Below are 13366 nucleotides of genomic sequence, written 5' to 3' on the forward strand. Positions count from 1 at the left end.
AGTTACCGAGATAAAGAGTGGGTCGAAAGATTACCACATTCTGGAGGAAGCATGGCAACACGTATTGAATTTCACAAGCATGGTGGCCCTGACGTACTCAACGCGGTGGAGTTCACCCCCGCCGCGCCTGGTGAAAATGAAATCCAGGTTGAAAACAAAGCGATTGGCATTAACTACATCGATACCTATATTCGCGGCGGCCTCTATCCGCCTCCGTCGATGCCGAGCGGGCTGGGCACCGAGGCGGCCGGTATCGTCAGCAAAGTGGGTAGCGGGGTCAAGCACATCAAAGAAGGCGATCGCGTGGTGTACGCGCAGTCTGCGCTGGGCGCTTACAGCTCCGTCCACAATGTTCCGGCCGAGAAAGCGGCGCTTCTGCCGAATGCGATTGGCTTCGAGCAGGCCGCCGCCTCATTCCTCAAAGGGCTGACGGTCTATTATCTGCTGCGCAAAACCTATGAAATTAAGCCCGATGAGCAGTTTCTGTTCCATGCTGCTGCTGGTGGCGTGGGGTTGATTGCCTGCCAGTGGGCGAAGGCCCTGGGCGCGAAGCTGATCGGCACCGTGGGCAGCGCCCAAAAAGCACAGCGTGCGCTGGACGCGGGCGCCTGGCAGGTAATCAACTACCGGGAAGAGAGCATCGTTGAGCGGCTCAAAGAGATCACCGGCGGCAAAAAGGTGCGCGTCGTGTATGACTCGGTGGGGAAAGACACGTGGGAGTCTTCGCTGGACTGCCTGCAACGTCGCGGGCTGATGGTGAGCTTCGGTAACGCCTCTGGCGCTGTCACCGGCGTCAATCTCGGCATTCTGAATCAGAAAGGGTCGCTGTACGTCACACGCCCTTCCCTGCAAGGTTACATCACCAACCGGGAAGAACTTGAGGAAGCCAGCAATGAGCTGTTCTCGCTGATTGCCAGCGGCGTCATCAAAGTAGACGTGGCGGATGCGCAGAAATTCGCGCTAACCGATGCACAACGCGCGCATGAAGTGCTGGAGAGCCGGGCAACGCAGGGATCAAGCCTGTTAATTCCCTGAGCCATAAAAAGAAATTGGGCTTCCCGTGGGAAGCCCTTTCTTTTTTTAGTTCGGCTGTATGTAGGGTACAGCTCGATGAATTCTTTAGCGGCAGCCATAGTGACAGATTCGATAAGTAAATCCTATTCTGTTCTAAGGATTGCTGCCGGAAAAGTTGCAGGTATGTGACGAACCCCTCAATACCTTAGTAACGGAAGCGGTTATTACGCTGATAAGTGGGCAGTTTTGGTGATTTAATCGCCCGTATCGCCCATACCACCGCAATCGCCAGAAGTAACCACGGCAGGAGCTTAATTGTCAGGGCAAATAAGCCGCCGACAAACATCACCACCGTGGCCACCACGAGCGCAGCCAGAATACCGAGCAGCGACACGCCCGTGACCATCAGCATGATAAAAAAGCCAATCACAAAAAGTAGTTCCAGCATGGTGCTCTCCCACGAGTTCCCGAATGATGCTGCGATCATTACAAGAAACGTGCCAAAAGTAAGTCGTTGTTCTGAAAGCGAAACGCCCCGCAATCTCTTGCAGGGTGTGGTGTAATTGACCATCTTTTAGCGAAATTTAACGTTTATCCGCAACCAGACGCAGCGCGTGTTCCAGAACCTCAACGTCCGCACCGGCTTTATGCGCGTTCTCGCTGAGGTAACGACGCCACTGGCGCGCGCCAGGAATGCCCTGGAACAGGCCAAGCATATGGCGGGTAATATGGCCCAGGTACGTACCCTTACTCAGTTCGCGCTCAATATACGGATACATAGCGCGCACCACAGCCACCGGATCGGTATCAGCACCTTCAATGCCGAAAATTTCCCGGTCGACCGTCGCCAGAATGCCCGGATTCTGATACGCCTCGCGTCCGACCATCACGCCATCCATATGTTCGAGATGCGCTTTAGCCTCGTCCAGCGAGGTAATACCGCCGTTGATCGACATAGTCAGGTGCGGGAAGTCGCGCTTCAGCTGATACACGCGCGGGTAGTCCAGCGGCGGGATCTCGCGGTTCTCTTTCGGGCTAAGGCCAGAGAGCCAGGCTTTACGGGCGTGGATGATAAACATCTCGCACTCGCCCTTCCCTGACACCGTGTTGATGAAATCACACAGAAATTCGTAGCTGTCCTGGTCGTCGATGCCAATACGGGTTTTTACCGTGACCGGAATAGAGACGACGTCGCGCATCGCTTTGATGCAGTCCGCCACCAGATTTGCATTACCCATCAGGCACGCGCCGAACATACCGTTTTGCACACGGTCGGACGGGCAGCCGACGTTGAGGTTAATCTCGTCATAGCCGCGCGCTTCAGCCAGCTTCGCACACTGCGCCAGCGCAGCCGGATCGCTGCCACCGAGTTGCAGCGCAACCGGATGCTCTTCTTCGCTGTACGCCAGATAGTCTCCCTTGCCGTGAATAATTGCGCCGGTAGTGACCATTTCGGTGTAGAGCAGCGTATGGCGGGAGAGCTGACGCAGGAAATAGCGGCAGTGTCTGTCCGTCCAGTCGAGCATCGGCGCGATGGAGAAACGGTGTGCAGGGAAAGCGGTCTGGAATTCTGACGACATGGCGAACTTTTAAGCATCTGGTGGAAAAGGGGCGCTACTATAGCACAAAGAAAAGCCGGAGGCGCAGCGCCTCCGGTGTACTTTAGAACGTCATACTCAACTGCGCCCCTGCGCCCCAGGTCTCGTCTTCGCCATAAAGCCCCATCAGGTCAACATGAACGGAGCTGAACGGCGCAAAACCGAGGCCGCCGGTAAAGACGTTGCTGTCGTTACCTTTCATGTCCGCACGATAACCGGCGCGCACCGCCAGCCAGCTCAGCGGTGTGACTTCTGCACCAATGCCAGCGTACTGGGATGTATCTTCGCTTTTGAAGCCTTTGGTCTCGGTCAGGTCGCCGTCTGCGGTCAGGGTCACCATATCGTTATGCCAGGCCGCTCCGGCGGTCACCAGCGGGCGGATCTGGTAGGTGTCTTTATAACTCACTACCTCTCCCGTGCGCCCGTTGCGGATGCGGATATCTTTGGTATCGATATCGCGGGACATCAGGTTTTGCCCGCTCACGCCGACCGTCCAGTTTTCACCGAAATCAGCGGCAATACCGGCATCGACGTTGAAGCCGGTGTCGTCGGTACGGTAGCGGCTGTCGTTCCACTTATTACTGTCGTAATCGTAGATTGAGGTGGTGTAGTTATAGAGCCAGGTTTTTTGCAGCTTTGGCGTAACGCCAACGGAAACCGGAACGCCGCCAAGATCGAACTGGCGGGCCACCGCAATACCGTAGTCGGACACAATCGCCGCCCGGCCAGAGGCCGTCGAGTTGAGGTTTTTGGTGATTTGATCGGTACCGTTTAGCGCAGCGTCAAGCGCCACACCGGCCGCCACCGCGTCGCTTCGCTGGATGCCACGCAGATAATCAATATCCTGCTGGTCGATAGAAGTGCTCACGCGCCCGTGGGCATAGCCTTTCGCCATAAAGGCCACTGAAAGCACGTCGTTAGGAATGCTGACGGCAATCCCCGCCCCTGCGGTGGCGTGCGCGGTTTTGCCTTTCAGGTAGTCCAGCTCATCCGCGAGATCTTTCGCTGCGCCCTGGAACTGGTTGATTGAGCCTAACGGGTTGGTGATGATTTCAATCGGCGTCAGGCTATCCACCACGTCCTGATAGCGATTGATTTTGTCATTGATGGTATCAATCTCGTCCTGAAGATTGTCCTCATCGGTCACCTGCACGCCGACGGACGGCAAAATAACCGTCACGTCATCCTCAGGTTTTGACTTTGCCAGCAGCGCCGGGTTGATCAAGGCGCCGCTGCCATAACTTCCGGCCGCTACGCCCGTGCCACCCATTGCGTCGCTACGCGCTTCCGTCCAGGTATTGGCTGCTCCCGCCTGATTTGCCATAAAAAAGGAGACAGCGATGCTAACCATCGAAAATTTAAAATGTTTTTTCACAGTGTGCTCGTAAATAGTTTGTTATTAGTTAACCCTGTCTGTTATCACCCAAACAGGAACGAACTATTGCTGTGAATAAGTACAAAAAGACCCGCTATTTCCCTAAGTTAAATTCCATCCCGGCCTGTTCTAATGTGTGACGACCATCAATATTTATAGAAGAGGAAATTATTTTCGCCCAGGTTTTCCATCGTGCGGCCCAAAAAACTGAGGCGGATGGTCTACCCAGCGGTCTTCGCGCGTTGCGGCATAAACCGGATTAAGCGGATAGTAGATGCGGTTGTGCTTTTTATTGGCCTCGCCCACTACCAGTAAGCGCACCTCTTCCTCGGTATTGTTGATAAAGGTATGGCACACACCCGTGCCGGCAGGAAACCCGACGCTGTCGCCAGGTTCGAGCTTCCACAGATAGCCATTGATCCAGGCCTCAGGATAACCCTCCAGAACGTATACAAACTCTTCTTCATCACTTTCCGCATGCGGATAAGACGTACGGCGTCCGGGCGGCAGCCGTTCATGGTGAATACCAATGCGGCCGAGACCCAGCTTGCGGGCCAGCGGCGCGCCAATTGAGAAACGTTCGTTGCTGTCAGGATAAGTGGCGTCATCGGCACCTTCCACGTCCCGCCAGTGCCGAATACAGTCAGGTCTTTTCATTGCGCGATCTCCCGGTTTGCGATGCGTCAGGTATAGCACAGCCTGGCGGATCTCGGTGTTTTTACCAGAACATGATAAAGTGAGGGTTTGAACCCTTATCACATCCGAGGTGCCCGATGGACAAGTCCACAAAAGAGCTGTTAGCGCAAGCTGAAAAGCTGTGCGCGCAACGCAATGTGCGCCTGACCCCACAGCGCCTTGAGGTCCTGCGTCTGATGAGCCTGCAACAGGGTGCCATCAGCGCCTACGATCTGCTCGACCTGTTACGTGAAAGCGAGCCGCAGGCAAAACCGCCAACCGTCTATCGGGCGCTGGATTTTCTGCTGGAACAAGGGTTTGTGCATAAGGTGGAGTCAACAAACAGCTATGTGTTGTGCCATCTTTTTGACCAGCCGACCCACACGTCTGCCATGTTTATCTGCGATCGCTGTGGCGTGGTGAAGGAGGAGTGTGCGGAAGGAGTGGAAGATATTATGCATACGCTGGCGGCCAGAATGGGCTTTGCCCTGCGCCATAACGTAATCGAAGCACACGGTTTATGTTCTGCCTGCGTAGAGGTGGAGTCATGCCGCCATCAGGATGCCTGTCAGCACGATCACTCGATTCTGGTGAAGAAAAAGCCGCGTTAAGGCCAAAGAAAAGGCGGCTCATGGCCGCCCTTGGGGATAGTGTCGGTTACCAGCGGTAGTCGTTACGGGTTTCCCAGTCTTTGACTTCGTTTTCCGCCTGATCTTTTTCGTAACCGTAGCGCTCCTGGATTTTACCTACCAGCTGATCGCGCTTACCTTCAATGACGGTCATATCGTCATCCGTCAGCTTACCCCACTGTTCTTTCGCTTTACCTTTGAATTGCTTCCAGTTGCCGCCGATTTCGTCTTTATTCATAATCGTGTCCTCGTGTTAAGCGTCTATGAGTATCGTCCGCTTCGTTCTTTTCTGCTGGACGTGATTATTATTGTAGTTAAGGATTCGGAAGTTATTTTTATATTCGGAATCTTTAACCGCTACGACATATCGTGTCGGGCAGGAAACCAGGTATTGTTTCGCCAGTGACGATGCCAGATAACGGCCAGCGAAAGGCCACGCAATGAGAGAAAAACCGCCAGCGCCAGCCACAGGCCATGATTGCCAAGATACGGCACGGACAGCAGCGTAAGGCCGAAGCCCGCCGCCGCGACGGCCATGCTGTTGCGCATCTCCGCCCCTCGCGTGGCACCAATAAACATGCCGTCCAGCAGATAGCACCACACGCCCACCACCGGTAATACCACCTGCCAGAGGATGTAGCGATCGGCAAGCGCCTGAAGCGCGGGCAGCGAGGTAAGTAGCGCGACAATATGCCCACCAAAACAGGCGTAAACCAGGGCAAAGATCAGCGCCACCAGACCCGCCTGACGGCAGGCAGCCCGCCACACCTCGCGTAGCTGGCCGCTTTCACGCGCGCCGTATGCCTGCCCGGAATGCGCCTCCACGGCGTAAGCAAAACCATCCAGCGCGTAAGCGGTAAAGGTCAGTAAGGTCATGAGCACTGCGTTGACCGCGACGATTTCTGGCCCAAGCCGCGCACCAAAAACAGTTAATGCACCAAAGCAGAGTTGCAGCAGGAGCGAGCGCAGCATGATGTCGCGATTAAGCGCCAGCAGCTTACGCATATTGCCGCGCCAGGCCGTTTTCAGAAGATCGAGGGTGATGCCGCGCATCGTCAGCACGCGCCAGACCATCCACAAACCGATCAGCAGCGTACCGTATTCAGCAATCGCCGTGGCCAGCGCCGCGCCGCGAACGTTCATGTGCAGTCCCATTACCAGCCAGAGATCGAGCACAATGTTAAGCAGGTTGCCCACCACCAGCAGGATCACCGGCGCGCGGGCGTACTGCACGCCCAGTAACCAGCCCAGGAGGACCAGGTTTGCCAGTGAAGCGGGCGCGCTGAGCCAGCGAATTTCGAGGAAGCGCCGGGCCTGCTCCAGCACGGCATCACTGCCGCCCACAATATGGAGCGCCAGATCAATGAGCGGCGTACGCAACAGGACGATTAACGCGCCGGCACCGAACGCCAGCATGAGCGGCTGAACCAGCGCACGCGCCAGACGCAGGGGATCTTTTGCACCATACGCCTGGGCCGTCAGGCCTGTTGTACTCATGCGTAAAAAGAGAAGCAGCATAAAGAGGAAGCTGGTCGCCGTTGCGCCGATCGCGACGCCGCCCAGATAAATCGGCGAATCCAGATGCCCGATTACCGCCGTGTCCACCAGCCCCAGCAGGGGAACGGTAATATTGGAAAAAATCATCGGTAGCGCAAGACGCCACAACGCCTTATCGGCAGAAGTTAGCAATGCCATGGAAATTACCGGAATCAGAAAATAGGCCAGGCTGTAGAGGAGCTACAGCCTGTCAGGAAGAGATTACAGCCATTCACCGTTGCGGATAACGCCTACCGCCAGGCCTTCAATGGAGAAGCTCTGCTCGCGGAGGTCCACCACAATTGGGGAGAATTCGTTGTTTTCTGGCAGAAGCTGAACGGTATTACCTTGTTTTTTCAGGCGCTTAACCGTCACTTCATCATCAATGCGCGCTACCACGACTTGCCCGTTACGCACGTCCTGCGTTTTGTGTACCGCAAGCAGATCGCCATCCAGAATGCCGATATCTTTCATGGACATTCCGCTAACGCGCAGCAGGAAATCGGCGCTCGGCTTGAACATGCCTGGGTCAACCTGATAGTGCCCTTCAATATGCTGCTGTGCCAGCAGGGGTTCACCTGCGGCAACGCGGCCCACCAGCGGAATACCGGTCTCTTCTTCCACCAACAGACGAATACCGCGTGAGGCACCGGAAACAATCTCAATCACGCCCTTACGCGCCAGCGCTTTAAGGTGCTCTTCGGCAGCATTAGGAGAACGGAAGCCCAGACGCTGTGCAATTTCTGCACGCGTGGGTGGCATACCCGTCTGGCCGATATGATCCCGAATGAGATCAAACACCTCTTGCTGCCTGGTCGTTAACGCTTTCATACCGCCCCCTGGGTGTATATACAGTTATGCTGTGAGTATATACAGTCAAAGGCGATTTTGGAACCAAAAACTGCACAAAAAACCAGGGACTTAATTATTCCTCGAGGCTCATCGGAAATGTGACCAAAGCAGCGTGACCCAGGTGATCGCCGCGGTGATAATCGACAGCAGCACGGCAGCGGAACCCATGTCTTTCGCCCGGCCAGACAGTTCATGGAATTCCGACCCTATCCGGTCAACAACGGCCTCAATAGCGCTATTAAGAATTTCCACTATCATCACCAGAAGGACAGAACCGATGAGAAGCACGCGGGTGATAGCATCAACATCAAGGAAGCAGGCGATGATAACTGCAACGATCGCGGCAACCGCTTCCTGGCGGAAGGCGGCTTCATTAACCCATGCGGCGCGAAAGCCTTTCCATGAATAACCGGCAGCTTTAATGATTCGGGTTAACCCAGTGGTATTATTGGCCATCTAAAGAACCTTTTATGAGAAATAGCGTCAGTAACTAAAGCTTCAGCGCGTTTTGCTGCAACCTGAAGTATGACGGGTAACAACAGAAATTTTGCGCGCTTTCTGTTATCCTTGCGCCGCAATTGCATTATTAACCAGAGGCTTTACATCGTTTATGTCCGGCTGGCCACGAATTTACTACAAATTACTTAATTTACCATTAAGCGTACTGGTAAAAAGTAAGTCTATCCCAGCAGAACCCGCGCTGGAATTAGGGCTCGATACGTCACGCCCTATTATGTACGTTTTGCCTTATAACTCTAAGGCAGACCTGCTTACGCTTCGCGCTCAATGTCTGGCGCACGATTTACCTGACCCGCTTGAACCCCTGGAAGTCGACGGTACGCTGCTGCCGCGCTACGTGTTCATCCATGGCGGGCCGCGCGTGTTCACCTATTACACGCCGAAAGAAGAGTCCATTAAGCTGTTCCATGATTACCTCGATCTGCACCGCAGCAACCCCGATCTGGACGTACAGATGGTGCCGGTGTCGGTGATGTTTGGTCGTCGTCCGGGACGCGAAAAAGGGGAAGAGAACCCGCCGCTGCGTATGCTTAACGGCATTCAGAAGTTCTTCGCCGTCTCCTGGCTGGGACGCGACAGCTTTGTCCGCTTCTCGCCTTCCGTTTCACTGCGCCGCATGGCGGATGAACACGGCACCGATAAGATCATTGCGCAAAAGCTGGCGCGCGTTGCGCGTATGCACTTTGCACGTCAGCGTCTGGCGGCCGTTGGGCCACGTCTCCCGGCGCGTCAGGATCTGTTCAACAAGCTGCTCGCTTCCAAAGCGATTGCCCGTGCCGTAGAAGACGAAGCGCGCAGCAAGAAAATTTCACACGAGAAAGCGCAGCAGAACGCGATCGCGCTGATGGAAGAGATCGCCGCGAACTTCTCCTACGAGATGATTCGTCTCTCAGACCGTATCCTCGGCTTCACGTGGAACCGCCTCTACCAGGGGATTAACGTCCACAACGCCGAGCGCGTGCGTCAGCTCGCGCACGACGGCCACGAGATTGTCTACGTGCCCTGCCACCGCAGCCACATGGACTACCTGCTGCTCTCTTACGTGCTCTATCACCAGGGGCTGGTGCCGCCACACATTGCCGCCGGTATCAACCTGAACTTCTGGCCAGCAGGCCCGATTTTCCGCCGTCTGGGGGCGTTCTTCATTCGTCGTACCTTCAAGGGCAACAAGCTCTACTCCACCGTGTTCCGTGAATACCTTGGCGAACTGTTTAGCCGCGGCTATTCCGTTGAGTACTTCGTGGAGGGCGGGCGCTCCCGTACGGGCCGCCTGCTCGATCCGAAGACCGGCACGCTGTCGATGACCATTCAGGCGATGCTGCGCGGCGGTACGCGTCCTATCACGCTGGTGCCTATCTACATCGGCTATGAACACGTGATGGAAGTGGGTACCTATGCGAAAGAGCTGCGCGGTGCGACCAAAGAGAAAGAGAGTCTGCCGCAGATGCTGCGTGGGCTGAGCAAATTGCGCAACCTCGGTCAGGGCTACGTGAACTTTGGCGAGCCCCTGCCGCTGATGACGTATCTGAACCATCATGTTCCGGAGTGGCGCGAATCTATCGATCCTATCGAAGCGGTGCGTCCGGCCTGGCTGACGCCGACGGTCAACGGCATCGCATCCGAACTGATGGTACGCATCAATAATGCCGGTGCGGCGAATGCCATGAACCTGTGCTGTACCGCGCTTCTGGCTTCTCGCCAGCGTTCACTGACCCGCGAGCAGCTGACCGAGCAGATTGATTGCTACCTCGATATCATGCGTAACGTGCCGTACTCCGTGGATTCGACCGTACCGTCTGCTACCGCCAGTGAGCTTATCGATCACGCGTTGCAGATGAACAAGTTCGAAGTGGAGAAAGATACCATCGGTGACATCATCATTCTGCCGCGCGAGCAGGCCGTGCTGATGACCTACTACCGTAACAACATCACGCATATGCTGATGTTGCCGTCGCTGATGGCCGCCATCATTACCCAGCACCGCCGCATTTCGCGTCAGGAGTTGCTGCGCCATATTCAGACCATCTATCCGATGCTGAAAGCGGAGCTGTTCCTGCGCTGGAGTGAAGATGAGCTGGCGGCAGAGCTCGATAAAATGACCGCAGCAATGCATCGTCAGGGGCTGATTACCATCAGTGATGATGAACTGCATATCAATCCGTCACGTTCTCGTACCTTGCAGCTACTGGCATCCGGCGCGCGTGAGACGTTGCAGCGCTACGCCATCACCTTCTGGTTGTTAAGTGCAAATCCGTCAATCAACCGCGGTACGCTGGAAAAAGAGAGCCGGACGCTGGCTCAGCGCCTCTCCGTTCTGCACGGCATTAACGCTCCGGAATTCTTCGACAAAGCGGTATTCAGCTCCCTGGTGCTGACGCTGCGCGACGAAGGGTATATTAGCGATACGGGCGATGCCGAGCCGGAAGAGACGATAAAGGTTTACCAGATGCTGGCAGAACTGATTACCTCGGATGTGCGTCTGACGATTGAGAGTTCGACGCAGGGCGAATGATGTTAAAGCCGGGTGGCGCTAACGCTTACCCGGCCTACATGTTCTGCTAAATCGTAGGCCGGGTAAGGCGAAGCCGCCACCCGGCTTTTTTATGACCAGTAACTCATCGCCAGCCCCATAAACAGCACCAGCCCGACGTAGTTGTTATTCAGAAACGCTTTAAAGCAGGCTTCACGCTCGCGCTTCACGATCAGCTTCTGCTGATACGCAAACAGCAGCCCCGCCACCAGCACGGACCAGTAAAACTCCCAGTTCAGCCCGTTCAGGCGACCAATCGCCACCATCAGCGCCAGCACCGCCACCTGCAATATGCCGATGATCAGTTTGTCGTGACGGCCAAACAGGATCGCCGTCGATTTAACGCCGATCTTGAGATCGTCATCGCGATCGACCATCGCGTACTGGGTGTCGTACGCAACGGCCCACAGAATATTTGCCAGGAACATCAGCCAGCAGCTGAGCGGAACAGACTCGCTGACCGCAGCAAATGCCATGGGGATCGACCAGCCAAATGCCGCACCCAATACCACCTGCGGCAGATGGGTGTATCGCTTCATAAACGGGTAGACCCAGGCCAACGCCAGAGCCGCAACGGACAGCAGAATAGTCATGGTGTTAAGCGTTAACACCAGCATGAAAGAGAGAAGCACCAGCACGACAAACAGGATGCGCGCCTCTTTCCCGGTCACCTGACCGCTCGGCAGAGGACGATTCGCGGTGCGCTTAACATGCCCATCAAATTTTCGGTCAGCATAGTCGTTTACCACGCAGCCCGCAGCGCGCATCAGCCAGACGCCCGCCACAAACACCGCCAGGATCCACAGCGGCGGTATGCCCGGCGTGGCAACCCACAGCGCCCATAAGGTCGGCCACAGCAGCAGCAGCGCGCCAATCGGTTTATCGGTACGCATTAAGCGGTGATAGGCCAGCAGCTTATTCTGCGTCAGACTCCACTCCATTTTCTCTCCCTCTTAGTACAACGGCGATGCAGGCAAAAAGAGTTCCGTCAGTATTAACGGCTTGCCACTCAAACGAAGGCGGGAACGGCGCCCCCATAAATCGGCATCGCAACCAATTTCAATAAAATCACGGGTTAGTTCAGACGAGGTGAACAGATATCGCCCAAGCGGCGTTTTGCCGAGGCGTTGCAGTGCCAGCTCCGGCCCGGAAAGTGTAGACTCGGGAACCACCGTTCGCCCGGCAAGCCACGGCTCGCCATCCGCACACAGTAAAATTTCACGCAGCCAGTAGCGTTCTTCTTGCGGCAGGAGCGGCAACTCGCTGGCAATCTCCTCAGGCGAGACAAATCCTTCCTGGATCATCGTCACCGTGACCGTTTTACCCTGTTGCTCAAAACGTTTTGTCATGGAATCTTCCAGCAGCAGCCAGTCAAGCTGCTCCGGGTCAAGCGCGGGTATTTGGTCGAAATAGCGTAGCGCACGCAGCTGCGTTAGCGCGGGGTGTGACATGCCAGACTCTCCGATACATAACGTAAAGGCATTGTATCGCAGATTGGCGAAATGAGGACGAGCAAACCAAATTTAGCGATCACTATCGCAACAATGATGCAACTAAGCCAAAAAAAGTGCGCCCGTTAAGGCGCACTAAACTACTGACAAAATCAGCACTGTGGGGAGACGGTTACCCCTTGCCTTTTACACTGCTGATAAAGGTGGAACGGGCAGTGGTTGAACCTAAACGCTCGGCTTCATCAAGCAGCTTCAGCGCTTTGTCGACATCGCCGTTTTTGACCGCCTGCTTGATGGCGTTGTTAAAGTACGTTTCAGTATCGTTAAGCACCGGCTCGGCTTTTTTCGTCGGAGCCGGGGCTGCGGCAGGCGCTGCGGTGTAGGTGGTTGCCGCTGCTGCGGTATTACCTACGGTGACCGGGCCAGGACCTGAAGAGCCAAACAGCGGCCCTACCAGTACGCTGGAGCTGCTGTTGGTTTTTACCTTCAGCTTCAGCAAGCCATCGGTAGTATGGCGCGCAATCGGATCGGGAATATCGGGAATGGCGTTGCCGACCCCTTTGGCATAGGCTTTTGCCGGATCGAGCAGAGTGGTGGTTTGCTGTAAATCTTTATCGGTGGTGAAGACCAGCACATAGAGCTTTTGCTGTCCGAGCGCGGGTGTCAGACGAATCACCCCTTCCAGGCGGTCCGCACTCATTACGCCCGGCTCCTGATAGGTGAAATAGCTGCTGGGAAAATAGGCAGACGGCGTCATGTTCTGATCGAGGATCAACACGTTCGGCGCAAAAACGCTGGTTTGTTTATTGACTTCGCTGGATAAGGTCAGCGTTATCTCACCGATATTAGCCGGTACGCTATAGGCCGCAACCGGACCGCTAATACCAGCCACGTTGAGCTGTTGGCCACCAGTTGAAAGTTGGGTGCTCTGTGTTTTGGACTGATCCACCGGCGTCCAGGTTAATTGCTGTAGGGCGGCGGTCGGAATGGCAGGCGCAGCGCTGGTATTCTGCGGTACATAATTGACGTCAGCGAGCGTAACGCCAGGCACAGCGGCCAGCAGCCCCACTGAAAGGCACAGCGCGACGAGATTTTTCTTCATTTTCATTGTTATCACCTCAGAAATCGTAAGCACTGCGGTGGCCAGGCAATAGCGCGCAGTACCTCAGGAATTGAGGGGCTCTCGC

At 55.5% G+C, this 13366-nt stretch carries 14 protein-coding genes; 3 read left to right on the forward strand and 11 right to left on the reverse strand.

All coding sequences use genetic code 11. The features are described from left to right. The first annotated feature begins 51 nt into the window (after positions 1–51). Positions 52–1035 (forward strand): quinone oxidoreductase, encoded by a 984-nt coding sequence (locus E0L16_RS19575; protein WP_063865502.1) that lies wholly within the window; start codon positions 52–54, stop codon positions 1033–1035. 184 nt (positions 1036–1219) lie between these two features. Here the strand turns inward: E0L16_RS19575 and pspG are convergent, their stop codons facing one another. From pspG to E0L16_RS19595, 4 genes are all read right to left on the reverse strand, one after another. After that, positions 1220–1462, reverse strand: coding sequence for an envelope stress response protein PspG (pspG, locus tag E0L16_RS19580; protein WP_017382623.1), 243 nt, complete (start codon positions 1460–1462; stop codon positions 1220–1222). A 136-nt stretch (positions 1463–1598) separates the two neighbouring features. Then, positions 1599–2594 (reverse strand): tRNA dihydrouridine(20/20a) synthase DusA, encoded by a 996-nt coding sequence (dusA, locus tag E0L16_RS19585; protein WP_064910177.1) that lies wholly within the window; start codon positions 2592–2594, stop codon positions 1599–1601. 82 nt (positions 2595–2676) lie between these two features. Then, positions 2677–3963: a conjugal transfer protein TraF gene (locus tag E0L16_RS19590; RefSeq protein ID WP_427854549.1), complete on the reverse strand. Its 1287-nt coding sequence runs from the start codon at positions 3961–3963 to the stop codon at positions 2677–2679. A 192-nt stretch (positions 3964–4155) separates the two neighbouring features. Beyond that, on the reverse strand, positions 4156–4644 hold the full coding sequence (locus E0L16_RS19595; RefSeq protein ID WP_063449861.1) for a cupin domain-containing protein: 489 nt from the start codon (positions 4642–4644) through the stop codon (positions 4156–4158). Between the two features lie 116 nt (positions 4645–4760). Between E0L16_RS19595 and zur the strand changes: the two genes are divergently transcribed. Next, positions 4761–5273 carry a zinc uptake transcriptional repressor Zur gene (zur, locus tag E0L16_RS19600; RefSeq protein ID WP_006810484.1) on the forward strand — a complete coding sequence of 171 codons (513 nt, stop codon included), beginning with the start codon at positions 4761–4763 and terminating at the stop codon, positions 5271–5273. Between the two features lie 46 nt (positions 5274–5319). Here zur and E0L16_RS19605 read toward each other — a convergent pair whose 3' ends face one another. The 4 genes from E0L16_RS19605 to E0L16_RS19620 all read right to left on the reverse strand — a co-directional run bounded on the left by E0L16_RS19605 (position 5320) and on the right by E0L16_RS19620 (position 8135). Further along, positions 5320–5529, reverse strand: a complete 210-nt coding sequence (locus E0L16_RS19605; RefSeq protein ID WP_003860314.1) for a CsbD family protein — start codon at positions 5527–5529, stop codon at positions 5320–5322. A 119-nt stretch (positions 5530–5648) separates the two neighbouring features. After that, on the reverse strand, positions 5649–6986 hold the full coding sequence (dinF, locus tag E0L16_RS19610; RefSeq protein ID WP_131637950.1) for an MATE family efflux transporter DinF: 1338 nt from the start codon (positions 6984–6986) through the stop codon (positions 5649–5651). Positions 6987–7049: 63 nt separating this feature from the next. Further along, positions 7050–7658: a transcriptional repressor LexA gene (gene lexA, locus E0L16_RS19615; RefSeq protein WP_006810486.1), complete on the reverse strand. Its 609-nt coding sequence runs from the start codon at positions 7656–7658 to the stop codon at positions 7050–7052. Between the two features lie 108 nt (positions 7659–7766). Beyond that, the gene (locus tag E0L16_RS19620) at positions 7767–8135 is read right to left on the reverse strand and encodes a diacylglycerol kinase (protein WP_063449864.1); all 369 of its coding nucleotides are present in this window, start codon (positions 8133–8135) and stop codon (positions 7767–7769) included. 154 nt (positions 8136–8289) lie between these two features. Between E0L16_RS19620 and plsB the strand changes: the two genes are divergently transcribed. Then, positions 8290–10710, forward strand: a complete 2421-nt coding sequence (gene plsB / locus E0L16_RS19625; protein WP_131637952.1) for a glycerol-3-phosphate 1-O-acyltransferase PlsB — start codon at positions 8290–8292, stop codon at positions 10708–10710. A gap of 89 nt (positions 10711–10799) precedes the next feature. Here plsB and ubiA read toward each other — a convergent pair whose 3' ends face one another. The 3 genes from ubiA to malM all read right to left on the reverse strand — a co-directional run bounded on the left by ubiA (position 10800) and on the right by malM (position 13287). After that, the gene (gene ubiA / locus E0L16_RS19630; RefSeq protein ID WP_064910185.1) at positions 10800–11669 is read right to left on the reverse strand and encodes a 4-hydroxybenzoate octaprenyltransferase; all 870 of its coding nucleotides are present in this window, start codon (positions 11667–11669) and stop codon (positions 10800–10802) included. 12 nt (positions 11670–11681) lie between these two features. Next, positions 11682–12179, reverse strand: a complete 498-nt coding sequence (ubiC, locus tag E0L16_RS19635; RefSeq protein ID WP_063449867.1) for a chorismate lyase — start codon at positions 12177–12179, stop codon at positions 11682–11684. Positions 12180–12351: 172 nt separating this feature from the next. Further along, the gene (gene malM, locus E0L16_RS19640) at positions 12352–13287 is read right to left on the reverse strand and encodes a maltose operon protein MalM (protein ID WP_131637954.1); all 936 of its coding nucleotides are present in this window, start codon (positions 13285–13287) and stop codon (positions 12352–12354) included. Positions 13288–13366 lie beyond the last annotated feature (79 nt).

It is taken from the genome of Enterobacter quasihormaechei (genome assembly GCF_004331385.1).
Taxonomy (GTDB): domain Bacteria; phylum Pseudomonadota; class Gammaproteobacteria; order Enterobacterales; family Enterobacteriaceae; genus Enterobacter; species Enterobacter quasihormaechei.

Bases quoted from the DNA above. Each gene is read 5' to 3' on its own strand.
- E0L16_RS19575 (WP_063865502.1), top strand. From the start codon at position 52: ATGGCAACACGTATTGAATTTCACAAGCATGGTGGCCCTGACGTACTC.
- pspG (WP_017382623.1), bottom strand. From the start codon at position 1,462: ATGCTGGAACTACTTTTTGTGATTGGCTTTTTTATCATGCTGATGGTC.
- dusA (WP_064910177.1), bottom strand. From the start codon at position 2,594: ATGTCGTCAGAATTCCAGACCGCTTTCCCTGCACACCGTTTCTCCATC.
- E0L16_RS19590 (WP_427854549.1), bottom strand. From the start codon at position 3,963: ATGGTTAGCATCGCTGTCTCCTTTTTTATGGCAAATCAGGCGGGAGCA.
- E0L16_RS19595 (WP_063449861.1), bottom strand. From the start codon at position 4,644: ATGAAAAGACCTGACTGTATTCGGCACTGGCGGGACGTGGAAGGTGCC.
- zur (WP_006810484.1), top strand. From the start codon at position 4,761: ATGGACAAGTCCACAAAAGAGCTGTTAGCGCAAGCTGAAAAGCTGTGC.
- E0L16_RS19605 (WP_003860314.1), bottom strand. From the start codon at position 5,529: ATGAATAAAGACGAAATCGGCGGCAACTGGAAGCAATTCAAAGGTAAA.
- dinF (WP_131637950.1), bottom strand. From the start codon at position 6,986: ATGGCATTGCTAACTTCTGCCGATAAGGCGTTGTGGCGTCTTGCGCTA.
- lexA (WP_006810486.1), bottom strand. From the start codon at position 7,658: ATGAAAGCGTTAACGACCAGGCAGCAAGAGGTGTTTGATCTCATTCGG.
- E0L16_RS19620 (WP_063449864.1), bottom strand. From the start codon at position 8,135: ATGGCCAATAATACCACTGGGTTAACCCGAATCATTAAAGCTGCCGGT.
- plsB (WP_131637952.1), top strand. From the start codon at position 8,290: ATGTCCGGCTGGCCACGAATTTACTACAAATTACTTAATTTACCATTA.
- ubiA (WP_064910185.1), bottom strand. From the start codon at position 11,669: ATGGAGTGGAGTCTGACGCAGAATAAGCTGCTGGCCTATCACCGCTTA.
- ubiC (WP_063449867.1), bottom strand. From the start codon at position 12,179: ATGTCACACCCCGCGCTAACGCAGCTGCGTGCGCTACGCTATTTCGAC.
- malM (WP_131637954.1), bottom strand. From the start codon at position 13,287: ATGAAAATGAAGAAAAATCTCGTCGCGCTGTGCCTTTCAGTGGGGCTG.